Here is a 19546-nt window from a genome sequence, read left to right on the forward strand (position 1 = left end):
GTGCGCGCGTACGGCCGCCAGGGTCTGGGGATCGCCGCCGCGGAAGCCGAACTCCTCACCGCAGGATGGTCCGTCGGCCGCACCGCCGACCTCGACGTGCTCCGCTGCTACACACTGCGCAGTGGTGACGGAGGCGGAGGCGTGCTCGGTGCAGCATCCCGTCGATCACCTGACGGTGAACCCGCCACCGGACACAACGACCGTTGCTCACCAAAAGGAACGGTCGCAGCTGTTCCCACTCGGCATCCGTCAGCGCCCCGCCCCGTGTCCACACCAACGACCTGCGGATGAACCGGTCACACGATCGGCCGGACAAGTCCTAGCTGACCGGAAGCGCCATCACGATCTCCTCGTCCTCGAGGTCCCCGGTCGGCTGGAAGCCGAACGAGGTGTAGAGGCTGCCGGCGGAGGTGTTGTCCGGGTGGTAGGACAGACGGATCTGCCGGCACTCCGGCAGCGCCGACAGGCGCTCGATCACGGCGCCCATGGTGGCGCGGCCCACCCCCTTGCCTTGTTCGGCCGCGCTCACCACCATGCCGCCGATCCAGTGGGTGCCGTCCTCGTCGTCGTACGCCCACATGACGTGGCCCACGATGTCGTCACCGGCGCGGACGCCGAGGGACGTCCATACTTCGCCACGCTGGGAGAGTAGAAGGTAGCGCGCCGCGAGCGCGGCCACGTACCGGCGCTGCTCGTCGGTGGGCGCCACGTCGGCGACATCGCGCCAGTTGCCCTCCGTGATCTCCTCGAGCACCACGGCCCGGCCCTGGCGGTCGGTGAACTGCTGCGTCATGCGTTCCCCACATCTGTGCTGGTCAGAGGGGGTGAGCGTAGCCAGTCATGCAGGTGTCCAGGTAGTGGTTTTCCCGTGTCTACGGGGGCGCCCGGCTGTCGAGGCCCAAGGACCGGGACAGCTGCATGAGTTTCAGCGCGGAAGAGCTTGTCGAGTGAGGGGGTCTGGACACGCAGGTGGTCGTACGGTGATCGGCCGACAGCGCCGAGTCGCGAACCCAGTGAGGGTCGTCCACCTGACGCCGAACCAGGCCGCTATCCGCGGCGCGAGCAGCACACCAGTCAGACTTCCCGGGGCCGTCCACTCCCGTGATCCCCCCGAACGCGGTGGGGGAGGCGTCGAGTGTGGTGGGCAGGCTTGTTGCGCAGAGACCGTGTCCCCCCCCGCAAATCGTGTCGCTTTACGGAGCCGCTTGCGACGGGGCACTGTCCCGTTGCAGCAGCGCATCGTGATGGATTCTCCGCCCGCCCTTCTGACGAAGCACACGCTGCCGCCGAGCTGTTGATCGAATCGCCACCATGCGGCTTTGTGAAAGGACCGGGATTCAGCGATTCCGGATCGGAGTACGCCGCGAAGCCGTTGAGCGCGACCATGGCGACCTGTCAGGCGGTCAGGCCGGTCAGCGAGAGGAATTCGGCGCGGGAGCGGGCGTCGTGGCGGAGTGTGCCGAGGAGGGTGGAGGTGAGGGTGCTGGAGCCGGTGGCCTGGACGCCGCGCAGGGTCATGCAGGTGTGTTCGGCTTCGATCACGACGCCGACGCCTTTGGGCTCCAGCTGAGTCTGGAGCCAGTCGGCGACCTGCTTGGTCAGGCGTTCTTGAACCTGCGGGCGGCAGGCGAAGTGTTCGACGACACGGGCGAGTTTGGACAGTCCGAGGATGCGATGGCCGGGCAGGTAGCCGACGTGGGCGGTGCCGACGACGGGCAGCATGTGGTGCTCGCAGACCGATCGCACGGGGATGCCGCGCGCCAGGACCAGCTCGTCGTAGCCCTCGTCGTTGGGGAAGGTCGTCAGGTCGAAGGGGCGCGGGCTGAAGAGTTCCACGTAGGCGCGGGCCATGCGGGCGGGCGTGTTGCGAAGGCTCTCGGTACCGGTGTCGATGCCGAGCGCAGCAAGGAACTGGGCGGCGGCACCTTCGGCTTGGGCCAGATCCACGCCGCTTGTGTCGTGGACGACGCGCAGCGGTGTGACCGAGGGCGTCGTGCCCTGGGGCGCGGGTATGGCGGCGAAGCTGGGGGAGAGGCCGGCTTCATCCACTGCCGTGTCCGGGGCCGGGGTGGCGAAGTCCATGACGTGCTCCTCGTGGGTAGGCAAAGGCGCGGTGCGGGCGGCAGGTGGCGGCCGTTCTCAGGGGTGTCGCGCCCCTGTGGGCGGTGCGGAAGCGGGCCGCAGGCGGACGCAGCAGTGGCCGGGGCTGGGCTCCAGGCACGCCTGGAGCCCTTCTTCGTCGAGTCCTTCGAGCACGCCGCGCAGCAGGTGGAGGTTCATGCCGCACACGGTCTGTGTGTGGTCGCGGGCGAGCGCGTGGAAGGGACAGTTGCCCAGGACGATGGCGTCGCCGTCGTAACGGGGTTCGAACCCGTTGCCTTCCAGCAGGTCGAAGACGCCCGCCTGCTTCTGTCCGGAGAGCTGTCTGCCCAGCTCGTGTGCCTTGCGGTGCAGGACGCTCCGCACCGGTTCGCCGGTGGCCTCGGATTCCTCCAGGGCCTGGGCGAGGAGCCGTCCGGCCAGTTCGTAATGCCGCTCCGGCAGCGTGACGGTGACCTGCTTGGCGGAGCGCTTGTACAGCTTGGCCGGCCGGCCGGCTCCCGGGCCGGTGCGTCCACTGCGCCGCTCGTAGACGACGTCGAGGAGTGATTCCTCGGCCAGGCGGTCCAGGTGGAAGGCCGCGGTCGGCCGGGCGAGGCCGAGGGCTTCGGCGGCGTCGTCGCGGCTGACCGGTTCCGGCTGGCGCACGACGTGGTCGTAGAGCCTCCTGCGGGTCGGCTCGTCGAGCGCGGCGACGGCGGAGACGTCGGTGCTGGGTGCTTCTTTCGGGTCGTCCACGAACACCAGTGTAAAACAAACAACCATTGACTAAAGAAGGATCGCGTACTTCTATTGCTAGTAAGAGTTCTCGTTAGAAGGAAGGGTCGTCATGTCGTCCCCAACCACCACCGCCACGTCCGTCACCCCGCGGCGGGCCGCTCTCGCCGACCCCGGCTACCAGGCGTTTCTCATCCTGCGCACCGGGTTCACCGTGGCGCCGATCCTGTTCGGGCTGGACAAGTTCGCCAACCTGCTCGTGGACTGGCCCGTCTACCTCGCACCGTGGATCGACGACATCGTCCCGGGCAGCGCCCAGGCGGCCATGTACGCCGTGGGTGTCATCGAGATCGTGGCCGGCCTTGTCGTCGCCCTCGCCCCGCGCTTCGGGGGCTGGCTGGTCGCCGGATGGCTGGCCGGCATCATCGTCAGCCTGCTGACCATCCCCGGGCACTACGACATCGCGCTGCGCGACTTCGGCCTCCTGCTCGGCGCGGTGGCCCTGGCCCGGCTCGCCCAGCGCTACCACGGCAAGCGGCCCTCCCACTGACGGCAGGCAGCAGCCGCGAAGGCGGAGAGGCGGGTGGGCCCCTCCATCGGCGCACCCGCACGGCCTGCCGGGGCGGCCGCGACACGTCGCAGCCGCCACGAACCTGCCCGGCATCGATTCGTCGGCGGGGTCGTGTGCCGCCCGCAGAGGTCACTCCGGAGAGCACGTGGAGGCCATCGTCCGAAAGGAGAAGGCCATGAGTCAGAATCTGGACCGGCTGGCCGCCGAGGGCGTAGCGGTCTGGCTGGATGATCTGAGCCGGGAGCGGCTCGCCGGTGGCAGGCTGGCCGACCTGGTGGCTGAGCAGCGGGTGGTGGGCATCACCAGCAACCCGACGATCTTCGCCAAGGCGATCCGCTCGGGTGACCGCTACGACGAGCAGGTCGGCGATCTTGCCCGGCGGCGGGTGCGGGTCGAGGAAGCCGTCAGGCTACTGACCGCGTTCGACGTGCGGTGGGCCTGCGACGTGCTGCGCCCGGTGTTCGAGGACAGTGACGGGGTCGATGGGCGGGTGTCGCTGGAGGTGGACCCGCGCGTCGCCCGTGACACGGCGGCAACGGTCGCCGAGGCGCGGGCCCTGTGGTGGCTGGTGGACCGGCGGAACCTGTTCGTGAAGATCCACGCGACGCAGGAGGGCCTGGAGGCGATCAGCACCGCACTCGCCGAGGGCATCAGCATCAACGTGACGCTGATCTTCTCCCTGGACCGCTACGACCAGGCGCTTCGCGCCTTCCTGAACGGCATGGGTCGGGCGTACGCGGCGGGACGTGACCTGGCGTCCATCGCGTCGGTGGCCTCCTTCTTCGTCAGCCGAGTGGATACCGAGATAGACGCCCGACTCGACAAGATCGGCACCCCCGAGGCGCAGGAGCTGCGGGGGCAGGCCGCGGTCGCCAACGCACGCCTGGCCTACCAGCGCTTCGAGCGGGCCCGGGCATCGGACCGATGGAGGGCCCTGGAGGCGGCCGGGATGCGTCCGCAACGCCCGCTGTGGGCCTCCACCGCGGTGAAGGACCCCGCCTACGCCGACACCCGCTACGTCGACGACCTGGTGGCGCCCGGCGTGGTCAACACCATGCCCGAGCACACCCTGCGCGCGGTCGCGGACCACGGCCGCATCCAGGGGGACACCATCCATGGCACATATGCGCACGCCCAGCAGGTACTGAACGACTTGGAGGCGCTCGGCGTGTCCTATGACGACGTGGTGCGTGTCCTGGAGGACGAGGGCATAGCCACGTTCACGGCATCCGGCAACGAGCTGTTCGAGCAACTGGAAACCAAACTGCAGACCGAGCGCGCCGCAGCCTGATGCAGTCGTGCCGCTGACCTGACGGCCCCTTGCCCGTGTTCCCGTGCGACGACCGATCTGCAGACACGCCGACGGGCACCGTATGCGTCCACTTCCACGGCGCACCTCCGACGGCGATGGGCAAGCGCACGCCACGGCGTGGACGGGCCAACTCGCCGAGCGGACTGCCATCAGTCTGCCGGCAGAGCCAACGCAGCAAAGGAGAGGACATGGCCACGAACTCGGCATTCGTGATCGTCGGAGCCGGCCTGGCTGGCGCGAAGGCAGCTCACACCCTCCGGGAAGAGGGCTTCGACGGCCCTGTCGTACTGCTCGGAGAGGAGGGTGAGCGTCCCTACGAACGGCCGCCGCTGTCCAAGGGCTACCTGCTGGGCAAGGACGAGCGGGAGACGGTCTACGTCCACCCGCCCCAGTGGTACGCCGAACATGACGTCGAACTGCGCCTGGGCACCACCGTCACCGCGATCGACCCGGCCGGACACGAGGTGGCGCTCGCCGACGGCAGCCGGCTCGGATACGCGAAGCTGCTGCTGACCACCGGCTCTTCACCGCGCCGCCTGCCCGTTCCCGGAGCCGACCTCGAAGGGGTCCATTACCTGCGCCGCCTCTCCGACAGCGACCGCATCAAGGAAGCTTTCCGGTCCGCATCCCGCATCGCGGTGATCGGCGCCGGCTGGATCGGTCTCGAGACCGCGGCCGCCGCCCGTGCAGCAGGCGTGGAGGTGACGGTCCTGGAGACGGCGGAACTGCCCTTGCTGCGCGTGCTGGGGCGTGAAGTGGCGCAGGTCTTCGCCGACCTGCATACGGACCACGGGGTCGATCTCCGCTGCGGTGTGAACGTCGCCGAGATCACCGGCATCGGCGGGCACGCGAACGGAGTGTTGCTGGCCGACGGCAGCCGCATCGACGCCGACGCCGTCATCGTCGGGGTCGGCATCACCCCCAACTCTCAGCTCGCCACCGACGCCGCCCTCGACGTCGACAACGGCATCCGCGTCGACGCCCACCTGCGCACCTCCCACCCGGACATTCACGCCGCCGGAGACGTCGCAAACGCCTTCCACCCGCGGCTCGGCAAACACATCCGCGTCGAGCACTGGGCCAACGCCCTCAACCAGCCCCGGACCGCGGCCAAGGCGATGCTGGGTCAGGACGTCACGTACGACCGCATGCCCTACTTCTTCACCGACCAGTACGACCTGGGCATGGAGTACACCGGCTACGTCGAACCCGGCGAGTACGACCAGGTCGTCCTCCGCGGCCGGACCGACAGCCGCGAGTTCATCGCCTTCTGGCTCGCCGAGGGCCGGGTACTGGCCGGCATGAACGTCAACGTCTGGGACGTCACCGAACCGATCGGCGCCCTCGTCATCTCCGGGAGAACGGCCGATCCAACGCGGCTCGCCGACCCCGACGTACCCCTCGACGACCTCCTCGACCGGCCTGACCCGCCTGGCCGATAGCCCGGAGAAGGTGATCTCAGCCTGATTCCGAGCCGGTGTCGGCACCGGCCACGGGCCAGGAGAGCGGTCAGGATCGCACGGAGCTCTGACGGTCGTTGTGCTCGTCGCAGAACCTGTCCGGGAGCTGGGCGATGATGCCCTTGGCGAGGATTGTCGGCCAGCATCAGCATGTGGTCGTTGGCCTCGTCGAAGTGCTTGATGGCGTGGGTGTAGCCGCCGGTGAGCAGGTCGGTGGCGTACACGACGGTCCGGTCGATGTGCTGCCTGAGCATCGGCTCGATGACCGAGCGAGGCCAGTTCTTCGGATTCGCGTTGGTCGAAGGCGGCGATGTCGTTGGCGTACCAGTCGTGGAGTGCCTTCTTCAGAGCGGCCTGGTCTCCGGCCTGCGCGGCCTGGAGGACGGGAACGGACTGTTCGATGTGCGTGGTCAGCAGTGCGGTCAAGGGGGTGCGAACCAGGCGGGTGAGCAGCCCGCCTGGGATGGTGGTGTCATGGGAAGCATCAGCGGTCGGGCGGGAGCGGGAACCGTCCCAGGGTCGTCGACCGGGGGCTTGGGCTTCGGCGGATACGCTCCGCTGCGGGATTACGCGGTGATCGGTGACGGTCGCACTGCCGCTCTGGTCGCCAGGGACGGGTCGGTGGACTGGCTGGGTCTGCCCGACCTGGACTCGCCCGCCGTGTTCGGCGCCGTGCTGGACGCCGCCCGAGGCGGCTGGTTCACGCTCGCACCGTCGGTCCCCCACCGGAGCGAGCGCCGCTACCTGCCCAGCACAAACGTCCTGGAGACCACCTTCCGCACCGACACGGGCACGGTGCGGGTCATCGACGCACTCACCCTCCACGACGAGGCGACGCTCACGCCGATGCGGGAGCTGCTGCGACGCGTGGAGGGACTGTCCGGCTCCGTGCCCATGCACTGGAGCGTGCAGCCCCGATTCGGTTACGGCACCCGCCACACCCGAATCACCCGACGTGCCGGTGTCCCGGTGGCGACGGCCGGAAGTGATGCACTCGCGGTCTGCGCCTGGGATGCCGGCGAGCCCGTATGGGACGGGGATGCCGTCAGCGGGCACTTCGAAGTCGCCGGCGGCCGACGCGCACTCCTTGCGATGCCGTTCGCCCATCAGGAACCTCTCGTCCTGCCGGGCCGCTCCGAGTGCGAGGTGCGCCTGGAGGCCACGTGCGCGGCCTGGCGGAACTGGGCGCAGGACCGCCAGTACACCGGGCGGTGGCACGAGGCGGTCATACGCAGCCTGCTGGCGCTGAAGCTGCTGGTCTACGCCCCTTCCGGTGCCGTCGCGGCCGCGGTGACGACCTCGCTGCCTGAGGAGATCGGCGGCGAGCGCAACTGGGACTACCGCTTCTCCTGGGTGCGCGATTCCGCCTTCACCCTGACCGCCTTCCTGCGGCTGGGCTGCCCGGCGGAGGCACACGCCTATTTCTGGTGGCTGATGCACGCCTCCCAGCTCACCCACCCGTCCCTGAACGTGCTCTACCGCCTGGCCGGCGGGCACCGTACCCCGGAGAAGACCCTGTCCTGGGAGGGCTACCGCGGTTCGACGCCGGTCCGTATCGGCAACGCCGCGGCCCGGCAGGTCCAGCTGGACACCTACGGCGAGCTGATGCAGACGGCCTGGCAGTACGCCCAGGCCATGGGCGGGCTGGACGGGGATGTCGCCCGCCGTCTGGCGGAGCTGGCCGACCTCGTGTGCACGGCCTGGCAGGAGCCGGACGCCGGCATCTGGGAGGTCCGTAGCCCGCCCCGGCACTTCACCCAGTCGAAGATGATGTGCTGGGTGGCCCTCGACCGCGCCGCCGACCTCGCCGAACGCGGCCTGATCCCCAACCGCCACCTCGCGCGCTGGCACACGACGCGGGACGAGATCGGCGCGTTCATCGAGGGCCGCTGCTTCTCACCCGACCGCGACAGCTACGTGCGCGCCGCCGGCAGTGACGACCTGGACACGGCCGTCCTGTTGGGCCACCTCTATGGATACGGCGGCGACGGGCACCGCATGCGGGCCACGATCCGCGCCCTGGACCGCCACCTGCGGCACGGCCCCTACGTCGACCGGTATTCCGGCGAAGACGGCCTCACCGGCGGGGAAGGAGCCTTCCTTGCGTGCTCCTTCTGGCTCGCCGAATCCCTCGCCCGCACCGGCAGTCCGGCGCAGGCGATCGGGCTGATGGACGAGTTGATCGGCCTGGCGAACGACGTCGGCCTCTACAGCGAGGAGATCGACCCCACAACCGGCGACTTCCTGGGAAACCTGCCCCAGGGCCTGAGCCACCTGGCGCTGATCAGCGCCGCCTGTGCCATCACCGCGGCAGGCAAGGACACAGCACGGTGAACGCGTGGGGAACCGCCGCGGGCGCCTTCGTCGGCACCCTCGCCTTGACCACCGCGCTGCGCGCCGCCAGCGAGCTGAGACTGACCCGCATGGACCTGCCGTTCCTCCTCGGCACGGCGGTGACCGTCAACCGCACCCGCGCCAAAGCCCTCGGCTACCTGATGCACTTCCTCAACGGGCAGATCTTCGCGTTCGTCTACCTCGCCGTCTTCATCGCCATCGACCAGGCCGGCTGGGGGCTGGGCGCCCTGTTCGGTCTCGCCCACGGCCTGTTCGCCGGTACCGCACTGGTCAACATCCTGCTGCCGCTCGTCCACCCCCGCATGGGCAGCCCCCTGACCAGCGCCCCAGAGACAGCGCTGCTGGAACCGCCTGGCTTCCTGATGCGCAACTACGGGCCCGGCACCCCAGTGGTCACCGTCCTCGCCCACGTCGGCTACGGAGCGATCGTCGGCGGCTTCACCCTGACGCCCTGATCCCTGCGCTCAGCCGGACAGGCCGCGATGCAGGTCGTGGGCCAGTACCTGGCCTGGAGGCCGTCCCCCCCCGGCGGGCGCACTGTCCGAACATGGGTGACGTTCGGTGTGAGTGGCGCGGTGCCCTGTTCGAGTCGATGGCTCGTGGCCGCCGGTACTGCCGCCCCGTGCACCGGCAGGCGGCCTGGCGGGCCCGGCGACAGTGGCAGCGGGCGGGGGAATCGTTCCCAGTCGGTACGGGGCCGGCTGCCACAGCAGCACCGTCGCCGCCACGGTCCCGGACCTGGCCGGACTCGTCCTGGCCGCCGTGCCGGAGGACCGGCGCACAAGAGCCGGCTGGGCGGAGGTCGGTGCCGGCCTGGGTATCACCGCGGAGACCGGCCGCAGCCGCCTCGGGCGCACACGGGGATCCTCCTCCGTCGACGCAAGGTGAGCGCATGCGCGATCCTGCCGAATCCGCCGCAGCCCAGGACGCCGCCTGCCCGGAGGAGCTGGATGCCGCCCTGGCGGAGGTCATGCGGGACACGGCCGCCTCGGTGGGCCTTCTCTATCGCCGGGCGCCCGGTGAGCAGCTGCTGCGCCTCGCCGTGGCCTCTGGTGCTTCATGGCAGATCACCGCCCCGTGGTCACGGATCCCGGCCGACGCGCCGATCCTGGTGGCGGACGCGACGAGTTAGCGGCGCCTGGTGTGGTTGGGCAGTCAGGAACACCGCTTGCTGCCATCGAGTGGGGCTGATGCTGCAGCACGCCGCCGACGATGGCGATTCTGGAAAACGACCCCCCGTACCCCTCGCCTCACTTGATCCGGCTCCCAAGAGAGTGGGGAAGTTCGGTGAACGGTGAGTACTGGATGAGCCGGTGCCGATGCGGTTGTCCAGGGCGCCAGGCTCCTTCTACACGCCGGCGACTTGTCCTTGGTCCACGCCCGTTGGGCATGTAGCTGGTTCAGGGCATCGGTCGAGTGGGGAGGCCGGCGGGCGCACTGTCGCAACGCACGTGTGTGAGCTTCCGTGCTCGGGCTGGCACCGGCGCCCGGCTGGTCGTGACACCGGACTGGCTGATCACCGACGCCGAGGAAGAGCCGAGGCTAATCTTGGTGCGCCGTAGCGATGTTCACGGGGAGGGAGTCATCAGCGGTGCAGCCTCTGCAGGAACAGGACCCTGATCGGATCGCGGACTATCGGCTCATCGGGAGACTGGGGGAAGGCGGCATGGGCGTGGTCTACCTGGCCCGCTCCCCGCGTGGCCGGATGGTGGCAGTAAAGACCATCCGCACCGAACTGGCGGCAGCCCCGGACTTCCGGCTCCGGTTCGCCAAGGAGACCGCCCTGGCCCAGCAGGTCGGCGGGGAGTGGACGGCCGCTGTGCTGGACGCCGACCCCGACGCGGAACTCCCCTGGGTCGCCACCGCGTACGTCGCCGGGCCGACCCTGCACCAAGTGGTGGCCGAGCAGCACGGGCCGCTGCCCGAGCACTCGGTACGCGGTCTGGCATCCGGCCTGTGTCAGGCCCTCGGCGACATCCACGCCGCAGGTCTCGTCCACCGCGATCTGAAGCCGTCGAACGTCATGGTCACCATCAACGGGCCCAAGGTGATCGACTTCGGCATTGCCCGCGCATTGGACTCCTCCACCACAGGGGGTCTGACCTCCACCGGGGTGGTGGTCGGCTCGCCCGGCTTCATGTCGCCGGAGCAGATCCGGAGCGAGAGGCTGACCGAGGCGAGCGACATCTTCTCGCTGGGCACGGTACTGTCCTTCGCCGCCTCCGGCCGACTGCCGTTCGAGGTGCCCGAGGGCCAGTTACACGCCCTCATGTACCGGGTGGTGCACGAACCGCCGGACCTCACCGGCGTACCGGAGTCGCTGCTGCGACTGATCAAGGACTGCCTCGCCAAGGACCCGGCCGACCGGCCGACCCTGGCCGAACTGCGGGAGCGGGAGGAGACGCAGTACCGCTCGCTGACGCCGTGGCTACCGGCAGAGATGCTGGCCCGGCTGGGTCAGGCAGCGGTGCAGCTTCTCGACCAGGAGGACCCGCGCACCCGGATGATCCCCGGCGACGACGCGGGCGTTGAGGCGATGGCCGAGGGAAGGCCGCCCACTGCCCCGCTCACCTTTCCCTCCGCCGACCCCGCCACCCACGCCGGCGGCGAGGACGGTCGGGCGGGGGTGCCCAAGCCCCGGCTTGCCGACGAACGCCGCCGCGCCCGCGGCCACGAGGCCCCGGCAGACGGGTACCGGGCCGCTGTCTACTGGCTCCTCACCCTCGTCGCCCTGACCTCCGTGCTCACGGTCGTCCAGCAGCTCCACGTCGCCTCCGGACAGATTCGTCTGTACGAGCAGCCTCTCCCGGACGCAGACGACGTGTGGGACCTGCCGGACTGGAGCGTCCTCTCGTTCCCTCTCCTGTGGTACGCCAAGCTCTGCTTCGGCGCAGCGCTACCGGTGTGCTGGCTCGTCTGGTTCGGCCGCGTACGTGCCACCGCCGAGAAGTTCGCGCCCGGTCGGCTGCGGTACGACCTTTCCATGGCGGTGATCGGCTGGTTCATCCCCATCGCGAACCTCTTCCTCCCCAAACAGATCGCCAACGACGTCTGGCATGCCTCCAGCCCCGGCCACAGCCCTGCACCGGCCCGTGTGCTGAACGCCTGGTGGGCGCTGTGGCTGACCACCTTCCTGACCTCGCCCTTCTTCTGGACCCCGTGGACAGCGCTCCTCAGCGAGCACACCGTGGACGTGGGCGACGGCGTGACCAGCGACTACGAGTACGCGTACGAGTTCCTGCCGGAAACCTGGATCAGCCTCATCGCGCACGTCCTCGTTGTGCCGACAGCAATCACCGCTGCCCTCTACGTCCGCCGTCTGGCCTCTATGCAGGCGGCCAAACTCAACAGTTGACCGCTCGGCACACCGCTCACCCGCGTGCCGACGGTGTGACGGTTGTGCGGCGGCTGCCAGAGGGACAGGCTCCGGACCGCAGGGCGCCCGACCACGAAGCGCGGGTCTGTCTGCATGGAGGACGCATCGACCCCTGTGCGGCAACGGAACTGCACGCAACGGGTGTTGGCCGAAACGCCGAAGGTCGTGACGGGGTACCCGACGACTGGAACCCGGCACGGTTGACCTTGCCGATGACGTCCGCGCTCCCCGGTAGGACCGGGTTGGCGGCGTACAGCCTGCGTCCGGCATACGCGGCGCCGAAGGACCAACCGATCAAGGTCAACCTTGCCGTCCGTCGGATTCGCGCGCGATGGCGTCGTCGATGACCTGGCGGATGTCGCGTACGAACACGTCGGTGCGGGCGAAGGGGGAAGAGCTCGAGTGTGCACGATCCGCTGCCCGTCGAGCGGGTTGTGCAGGATCACCGTCCCCTGCTGGTCGAGCGGGTTGGGCGGGGTGCCGGGGTGGTCGCACCCTTCGGGGTGGGGGCAACTGCCGTCCGCGAGATGGGGCCGGAGGTTCACGTTGCCCGGATCGCCGAGACCGTCCTCGAACCTCGTAGGGGAGCCATGGCCGAGAAGGCTGGGTGCGAAGGTGTCGACCCCGCTCGGGCGAGAGCCCGTTGCGCGCTGAGCGTCCCGCTGCCAGGGGCATGTGGACTTCTGCTCCGTGTCCCTCGCCCATCCGGCGGAGGACGATCGTCCGCTGAGCTGATCCGGCTCGTGAGCTGCCCGGCCAGGGTGGAGGCATGACAACTCCCATGGCGCACATCAGCAGGACAGCCACAGAACGGCCCGTTCCCCGGTGGGCTGCGGGCGCAGCGCATGCGATGCCTCTGGTCGCACTGCCGGTGTGCCTGTGGCGTCTGCCGATCGCCTTTGGCTACGGCATGGGCGGAGAGGTCCTGCCCCCTTCACCGTGGAACATCCCCTACGTCGTCGGACTCAGCGTGCTGTCCGAGGCATTCGCCCTGCTCAGCCTCGGCCTGATCCGCCGATGGGGCGAGGTCGTGCCTCCTTGGGTTCCCAAGCTGGGCGGCCGACGTATACCGCCCATCGCAGTGATTCTCCCCGCGACGATCGCGGGCCTGTCGTTCACCGCCCTGATGGTCCACTGGGCGTTCGGGGCCTTCCGCATCAACGGTGCCGACGGCTTCCCGTACGCCGAGGGCTGGGACGTGCTCGCCATGACGGTCAGTGGCCTGTTCACCTTGTGGGGACCCCTGCTGCTCGCATTGACGTTCGCGTATCACCGCCGCCGTCGCTCTCGCTGAGCCGACAGGGACGCTCTGCACGGAACTGCGGTCAGCCCTGACTTTGGCCAGGGGCACTTGTCGCTCCACTCGGTCCGGTGTTCAACCGCGCGGGCCCGGTGCTCGCGTCTGCCACCGCCTCCGAGGACGGAACTGCGGTCCCGGCGGCAGTCCGTGTCGTGGATCAGATCGAAGGGATGCTCAGCACGCTCGCCTAGCCTCCAACCGTGATCATTCATCAGGTAAGAGTTCGACCTGGACGTTCCGTCCTTCTGTGGGCCGCACTGGTGGCCCTGATCGGCTCCGTGCTGTCCACGGCGCAGTCCGCCAAGGCCGCCGTTGTCCAGCCCGTCATCTCCCAGCCGTTCGCGGCGAACTCGGACGGCTACAAGTGCTTCCGGATCCCCCAGCTCGTCCACACGAAGAAGGCCCTGCTGGCCATCGCCGAGGCCCGGGTCGAATGCGGTGACGTGGGTGACATCGACCTGGTCGCCCGGCGGTCGCTCGACGGTGGCAAGACCTGGCTCGACCTCCAGCTGATCCGCGGCACCGACGACGACGGCGGGTTCGGCAATCCGGTCCCCGTGGTGGTGAACGCCGACACGGGAAACATCGTCCTGCTCTACGCCCACAACAACGTCGTCAACAGCGAGCGCCAGGGGCGAGAGCTGCGGATGGTGCAGACGCTCGACGGTGGCAAGACCTGGTCACCAAAGAAGGCTCCCTTGCCCAACCTCAACGAAGCGGCCACGGACGAGGGCTGGGACTGGTTCTCGGTGGGACCGGGGAAGGCGGTGCAGCTGCCGTCGGGCCGGTTCGTGGTCTCGGGTGAGTACCGCCGGAAGGCCCTGGCGGGTGAGGCCGCACCGGCGTACAGCGGCGCGGTCTTCTACTACAGCGACAACGGCGTGGACTGGAAGATGGGAGCCCGTTCCGAGGCCCCCACGAACGCGGCCGCGCCCACCGAGCCGTCCACGACCCTGCTCAAGGACGGCCGGATCTACGTCAACGCCCGTTCCACGCAGGTGTGCGGCGTGAGGGATCGCCGTCTGCACGCCACCATCAACGCGGAACAGATCGCCGACCCGAACGCCCGGATCTCCTTCGCGCTGGTGGACAAGCTGGAAGGCCCGCCGGTTTCCGGATCCCTTCTGACGCTCCCCGACGGCCGTCTGCTGTACTCCGCTCCGACCCGTCAGGGCTCCGAGTCCAACGACCGCTTCAGGCTGGCCGTCCGTACGGCCACCGATCCCGGCAGCGCGGCGACACCGAGCTGGCCCGCGTCCGGCGGCGTGATCCACGAGCTGCGGGCCGGCTACTCCGACATGGCACAGCTGCCGGACGGAGTCGTCGGCATGCTGTACGAGACGGCGACCGGCAGCCCGCACGGCTTCGTCAAGTTCACCACCTTCACCCCGCAGGCGCTCACCGATGCGCAGGAGGACCTCCGGGGCAGGTTCACGATGGACTACAGCGCCAACTCGAACAACGCCGCAGTGCAGGGCGACGCCCAGTTGGGCACCGCCGCCACCGCCAAGACCGGCAAGGCCATGCTCTTCGACGGCACCGACGATGTGGTCCGCGTGTCCTGCGACGACTCTCTGCGGCTCGGCCTGGACGACTTCACTGTGTCCGTCTGGGTCAAGTACGGTCCGACCACGCCCGCCCGGCCGATCCTCTCCGGCTACGCCCAGGACGGCACCGCGTCGGCCTTCGGCCTCACCGCGAACACCGACGGTTCCATCAAGGGATCGATCAAGGGCCGAATCGTCACCGAGAAGAGGGACGACAAGGGCCAGATCGTCAAGGACGCGAAGGGCAACATCATCTGGGTACTCCGGGACGTCGTCCAGGAAGTGACCACCGCCACCGGCCTGGACAACAGCGCCTGGCACCATGTGGTCCTCCAGCGTCAGGGCGCCATGCTCATGCTTTCCGTGGACGGCGGGGCGGTGAGCACGACGGACACCGGCACTCAGCTGCCGGCGGAAGAGTGGGAGGTGAGCAAGCCGGTCACCGGCCAGCTGCTCGACCTCCGGGTCATGCCCCAGAAGAACCCCCTGGAGCGTGGAACCGACGACGCTCCGTTCAGCATCCGGCTCGGCTCGGACCGTGACTACAGGTACCCGTTCGCCGGGGCCATGGACGAGTTCGGAATCCACCGCAAGACCCTCACCACGGAGGAGCTGGCCCTCCTCCGGTCGGGCGAGACGCTAACGGACAAGGAACTGATCAGGCTGTCCTTCAACACCACCTGGAACCTCTAGATCAGACCTCCCGGGCCGGCACTGGCCACGAGCGGGCCATTCCGTCCGGGCGGCGACCGAACTGCCCCAGGGGAGGGCCTCGATCGCGAAGCCGACAGCACCAGCTACGCCGTCACTCGTCGCCTGAGGTCCGGTGTCCGCTCCCGAGGTTCACGTTGGATTCGGTACTGCTGACGGGGCAGCGTCCTTCGCTACTTGGAACTGCCCCGTAACTGTTGGACGTCACGGGGCGGCGGCCTTCAGGCCGCGGACGTACCAGTCAAAGCATGTGCCGCCCTTGCTCTGCGTCTGCTGGCGAAAGGTGAAGCCTGCCCGCCGCGCGACCGCGGCAGATGCGGGATTTCCCGGCTGCACCTGGATCACCGCCTCCGCCCCGCCCTCACTGGCCGCGTACTGGGACACCAAGAGGACCGCGCGGGCGGCCAGACCACGCCCCCGCCAGGACGGATAGAGGCCGTACGCGACATTCACCTGGCCGGGCGCCAGGCCTTCTCCTGTGAACCGCAGGTCGACCGTCCCGGCGAGTACCTCGTCGGCGCCCACTCGGATGCCGAATGCGCGGAGTGGCCCCGACGCGTTCCACTGTTCCTGGCAGTGCCGGATGTAGCTTTCGACGCCTTCGCGCGTGCCGGCACCGCCGTTGAGCCAGCGAACGAGCAGCTCGTCCTCGCCCGCGAGTTGCGCCTCCACGTCGTCCAGGCGCAAGGGGGACAGAGCGACGATCCCGTCGGACAGCTTCACTTCATGCATCCGGTGATTCTCGACGCCGTAAGCGCGTCGCACCATCGCCGTGGCTGATGTGGTCACGGCGCCGGAGCCCTCCTGGAGCATGCTCCCACGCGCCCTCGGCCTCCGGGTTTCACTGATGCGAACTCTGGGGCCGGTTGGTTCGCTGAAGCGGCGAAGCCAGAGTGCTGCTCGGCTGCGGCCTCTGTCACGTGTCGTCGACTGTCCTCAGCAAGCGACAGCCCCGGGGCGGCCCTCCAGCGGCGGCTGCCGCCTCAGTGGCAGAGATCTGTGCCGCGCAGCCCCACGGTGTGGGCAAGAAGGGTGCCGCCGTCCGTGTGCACAGACTGCCGTGCCACTCCGTACCTCAGCGCGACCTTGCCCGAGCGTGACCCGTGAAGAACCTCCAGCACCGCCTCGCCGACCCGGTGGCCGACGAGGGCGGTAGCCGCGCTCACGGCGCCGGTGCTACGTCAGCAGTGCGGCCGAGCACTCCTCGGTGAGGTCCTCGGCGTACGGCGGCAGGGGCTCGCCGGCCCGCAGGTGACGCCGGACCACGGACAGTGGCAGGTCGACCAGGGCGAGGGCCACGCGCTCCCGGCTCCGCTCGTCCGTGGCGCCCAGGGCTTCGGCGAGCGCCCCCAGGGAGGCGTATACCCGCTCGTTGCCCAGGTCGGCGCGCCGGATGTGTTCCTCGGACCAGTCGGCGCGGCCGAAGTCGGCGGCGCCGTAGAGGAGGAGTGCGGCCTCGTCCGGGTTCGCCCGGCTCCAACCCACGACGTGTCGGGCGGCCGCGCGCGCCGCCCGGTGGGGATCGCTCTCCCGGGCGAGTGCGGCGTGGTAGCCGTCCTGGAAGCGTTCCACGCTCCGCAGCCAGACCTCGGCCAGCAGCGCCGGACGCCCGGCGAAGCGGTGGTAGACGGAGCCGCTGGGAGCGCCGACGGCGTGGGCGACCGCCGACATGGTGACAGCGGGCGGTCCGCCGGCGGCGGCGAGGCGGACGGCCGCGTCGAGGAGTTGGCCGGCGTCGAAGCGGGGTGGTCTCACCATGAATCAGAGAGTACTCTCCATTTAATTGGAGGGAAGTCTCCAATATGAAGGAGGAACACTCATGGCCGTCCACAACGTGCACGAGCGCCTGCTGACCGCCGAGGAGAGCGAGGTGGGAGCACTCATCGACACCCTGGCGAGCGGGGACCGCGACCTGCTGTGGCCGGGCCGCGACTGGTCGCCGATGGAATTCGACCGGCCACTGGGCCCCGGCGCGGTGGGCGGCCACTGGCCGGTGGGGTACACGGTGTCCGGGTACGTTCCTGGGCGCTGGATCCGCTTCGAGTTCACCCGGCCGCGGGGCTTCCACGGCTTCCACGAGTTGACCGTGCTGCCGGCCGAGAAGGGGCACGCCCGGATCAACCACACCCTGACCATGTCCACCAAGGGCCTGGCTCGGATCAGCTGGCCGCTGCTGTTCCGCCCCCTGCACGACGCCTGCATGGAGGACGCCTTCGACCGGGCCGAACACGCCTGCACGGGCGCCGTCGCCCGCCCGGCCCGCTGGTCACCGTACGTGCGTTTCCTTCAGGCCCTGGCGGCCCGCGCGACGCGTATGAGGCGCTAGCGCCCGGCAGGCCCAGGCATCCGCTACGTCGCGCAGGGCACCGCGCCCGCCCGGCCGGACTGCTCGCGGCTCTCGCCGGTGGGACGCCGCCGCAGATCCCTCGCCCTCGCAGCCACGCGGGGACTGCGTACGGGGGCGGGTGGGGCCTCGCGAGCGATGCGGGTCGACTGGTAGGGGCGGGTGGGGCGAGCGAGCCCGGCCGCCCCTCCCGTCCCGCGAGGGGCGCTCGGGCCACCCCCTGCCCGATCCCACCCGGCATTGAGCTCCCCGGGCGAGGCGCAGGGTTCCGCCTGGCCCGGCGCGTGTGGTGGGTCAGTCGGGCTTGTGAAGCGGGTCCTTGGTTGGCGTCCCTTCGCTTCTGCGGCCGTCGGCGGCCAGTAGGGCGATCACCGCGAGTACCGCGAGGAGGATCAGAACCAGAAGCAGGACGGTGATGACCGTGGGGTGGTTCCACAGGGCGAACAGCACGGCGACGAGCAGCACGATGCCGAGGGTGAGCCATCTGCGGTGGGCCTGTGTCCACGCTCCGGCGGGGCCGGTGTGCAGGCCGAGCCTGCCCCACCACTGGGCGGCGGAGTCGGCGCTGCGATCGGCAGCGGCGCGCGTGGCCCTGGCAAGTCGGCCAGGGCCCGTGAAGTAGGCGCCGAGGGCGATGACGACGCCCAGCACGATCGCGGTGCGTAGAGCGACCCGCAGGAAGTGCAGGAGGTGGTCGAAGATCGCGGCCGCGGCTGCCTCGGACTGCACCTGGGACGGTAGGTGATCCAGGTAGTAGCGGCGGGCGACGACGAGGCCGATGACCAGGAGCAGGCACGCGAAGGCCGCGCCCAGGGCCGTCTTCATCAGCGCGCGTCGGCGCCGGCGGGCGAGGAGCACACCTGCCGCGCCGATCACCACCGTGATCACGGGCAGCCAGTTGCCGACCGTGTCGAGGGCGCGCGCCGCGCCTCGCGCCTTTTCCAGCTGGTCGGATTGGAAGAGGACCATTTGCTTGTCGACGGCGGGGATCTTCTCCGCCGGCTTCAGGCCGGCGTCCACCAGCTCCTGCTTGACCCGGTCCACGGCGGTGCCGATGTCGAGGGTCACCGTGCCTTCTGAGACATCGAGCGCGCCACGGCCCTCGCCGGTCAGGGCGCGCACGACGGCCGTGTGGGCGGCCCGGTTGGCAGCGGCCCAGACACGTTCGAACCGGTCGCTCTCGACGAAGCGCGTCGCCACCTTGCCCACGACCTCGTTCACGGCGGCGTCCAGCTGTGGGGCCAGCCCCCGCACCGCGTCGGCCGCGCGTGGCGGCAGCCCCTGGGACTGCAGCCAGGCGGCGATCTCGCCCGTGACCTCCTTGCCGTCGACACGCACGTCCACCGCCTGGACGATGCGGTTGTGCGCTGCCGCTTCGATCGCCGGATCATCGGCGAGCGGTTTCATGGTCTGGACGTAGCGGTCGGTGTCGAGGGCGATGTCGTGTACCCACACCGTGAGGATGCTGACCGGGACCAGAACGCAGGCCAGGACGATCAGTACCGCCGACGCCAGGCCTCTCAGCGTTGTGGCCATAGGTCCTCCGGACGCCGCACCGTCCGCCGTGGACAGGTGTCCCTGTCCATTCCTGTCGACCCGGAGGCTCACGGCACGTCGGGGTACGCCGTTCGGAGTCCAGGGCCAAGCACACGGCCCTGCGAGCCCTGCACCGGTCGTGACGTGCGTTCAGGGGGCTGTTGCCTTCGCACCGCTCTGGCGAAGACCACGGGAAGTCGACCGGGCCCATGTCCTC

General features: G+C 69.6%; 17 protein-coding genes. 10 read left to right on the forward strand and 7 right to left on the reverse strand.

All coding sequences use genetic code 11. The features are described 5' to 3' along the window. Window positions 1-319: 319 nt before the first annotated feature. The 3 genes from ACWF79_RS10925 to ACWF79_RS10935 all read right to left on the reverse strand — a co-directional run bounded on the left by ACWF79_RS10925 (window position 320) and on the right by ACWF79_RS10935 (window position 2844). Window positions 320-793 carry a GNAT family N-acetyltransferase gene (locus tag ACWF79_RS10925; protein WP_453727751.1) on the reverse strand — a complete coding sequence of 158 codons (474 nt, stop codon included), beginning with the start codon at window positions 791-793 and terminating at the stop codon, window positions 320-322. 602 nt (window positions 794-1395) lie between these two features. After that, entirely contained in the window at window positions 1396-2082 is a 687-nt protein-coding gene (gene folE / locus ACWF79_RS10930; protein WP_453727752.1) for a GTP cyclohydrolase I FolE, read from the reverse strand. A 57-nt stretch (window positions 2083-2139) separates the two neighbouring features. After that, window positions 2140-2844 (reverse strand): helix-turn-helix transcriptional regulator, encoded by a 705-nt coding sequence (locus ACWF79_RS10935; RefSeq protein WP_453727753.1) that lies wholly within the window; start codon window positions 2842-2844, stop codon window positions 2140-2142. An 85-nt stretch (window positions 2845-2929) separates the two neighbouring features. Between ACWF79_RS10935 and ACWF79_RS10940 the strand changes: the two genes are divergently transcribed. The 9 genes from ACWF79_RS10940 to ACWF79_RS10980 all read left to right on the forward strand — a co-directional run bounded on the left by ACWF79_RS10940 (window position 2930) and on the right by ACWF79_RS10980 (window position 15431). Continuing rightward, on the forward strand, window positions 2930-3367 hold the full coding sequence (locus tag ACWF79_RS10940) for a hypothetical protein (protein ID WP_453727754.1): 438 nt from the start codon (window positions 2930-2932) through the stop codon (window positions 3365-3367). 196 nt (window positions 3368-3563) lie between these two features. Next, a complete protein-coding gene (gene tal / locus ACWF79_RS10945) occupies window positions 3564-4679 on the forward strand; it encodes a transaldolase (protein WP_453727755.1) in 1116 nt (371 codons plus the stop codon). A gap of 209 nt (window positions 4680-4888) precedes the next feature. Then, window positions 4889-6142 (forward strand): NAD(P)/FAD-dependent oxidoreductase, encoded by a 1254-nt coding sequence (locus ACWF79_RS10950; RefSeq protein ID WP_453727756.1) that lies wholly within the window; start codon window positions 4889-4891, stop codon window positions 6140-6142. A gap of 492 nt (window positions 6143-6634) precedes the next feature. Then, window positions 6635-8494 carry a glycoside hydrolase family 15 protein gene (locus tag ACWF79_RS10955; RefSeq protein ID WP_453727810.1) on the forward strand — a complete coding sequence of 620 codons (1860 nt, stop codon included), beginning with the start codon at window positions 6635-6637 and terminating at the stop codon, window positions 8492-8494. Next, window positions 8491-8970, forward strand: coding sequence for a hypothetical protein (locus ACWF79_RS10960; protein WP_453727757.1), 480 nt, complete (start codon window positions 8491-8493; stop codon window positions 8968-8970). The genes ACWF79_RS10955 and ACWF79_RS10960 overlap by 4 nt, the downstream gene beginning before the upstream one ends. 437 nt (window positions 8971-9407) lie before the next feature. Next, complete coding sequence (locus ACWF79_RS10965) at window positions 9408-9647, forward strand: hypothetical protein (protein ID WP_453727758.1); 240 nt, start codon at window positions 9408-9410, stop codon at window positions 9645-9647. A gap of 459 nt (window positions 9648-10106) precedes the next feature. Further along, the gene (locus ACWF79_RS10970; protein WP_453727759.1) at window positions 10107-11870 is read left to right on the forward strand and encodes a protein kinase domain-containing protein; all 1764 of its coding nucleotides are present in this window, start codon (window positions 10107-10109) and stop codon (window positions 11868-11870) included. A gap of 802 nt (window positions 11871-12672) precedes the next feature. Further along, window positions 12673-13185, forward strand: a complete 513-nt coding sequence (locus tag ACWF79_RS10975) for a hypothetical protein (protein ID WP_453727760.1) — start codon at window positions 12673-12675, stop codon at window positions 13183-13185. 266 nt (window positions 13186-13451) lie between these two features. Then, window positions 13452-15431: an exo-alpha-sialidase gene (locus tag ACWF79_RS10980; protein ID WP_453727761.1), complete on the forward strand. Its 1980-nt coding sequence runs from the start codon at window positions 13452-13454 to the stop codon at window positions 15429-15431. 222 nt (window positions 15432-15653) lie between these two features. On the opposite strand, the gene ACWF79_RS10985 is transcribed toward ACWF79_RS10980, so the two are convergent. From ACWF79_RS10985 to ACWF79_RS10995, 3 genes are all read right to left on the reverse strand, one after another. Then, on the reverse strand, window positions 15654-16238 hold the full coding sequence (locus ACWF79_RS10985; protein WP_453727762.1) for a GNAT family N-acetyltransferase: 585 nt from the start codon (window positions 16236-16238) through the stop codon (window positions 15654-15656). A 194-nt stretch (window positions 16239-16432) separates the two neighbouring features. Then, the gene (locus tag ACWF79_RS10990; RefSeq protein ID WP_453727763.1) at window positions 16433-16615 is read right to left on the reverse strand and encodes a hypothetical protein; all 183 of its coding nucleotides are present in this window, start codon (window positions 16613-16615) and stop codon (window positions 16433-16435) included. A 10-nt stretch (window positions 16616-16625) separates the two neighbouring features. Further along, on the reverse strand, window positions 16626-17207 hold the full coding sequence (locus tag ACWF79_RS10995) for a TetR/AcrR family transcriptional regulator (protein WP_453727764.1): 582 nt from the start codon (window positions 17205-17207) through the stop codon (window positions 16626-16628). Window positions 17208-17268: 61 nt separating this feature from the next. Between ACWF79_RS10995 and ACWF79_RS11000 the strand changes: the two genes are divergently transcribed. After that, window positions 17269-17775: an SRPBCC family protein gene (locus ACWF79_RS11000; RefSeq protein ID WP_453727765.1), complete on the forward strand. Its 507-nt coding sequence runs from the start codon at window positions 17269-17271 to the stop codon at window positions 17773-17775. A 312-nt stretch (window positions 17776-18087) separates the two neighbouring features. Here the strand turns inward: ACWF79_RS11000 and ACWF79_RS11005 are convergent, their stop codons facing one another. Then, a complete protein-coding gene (locus ACWF79_RS11005; protein WP_453727766.1) occupies window positions 18088-19329 on the reverse strand; it encodes a hypothetical protein in 1242 nt (413 codons plus the stop codon). Window positions 19330-19546: the final 217 nt, after the last annotated feature.

Source organism: Streptomyces sp. NPDC054975, from assembly GCF_053609105.1.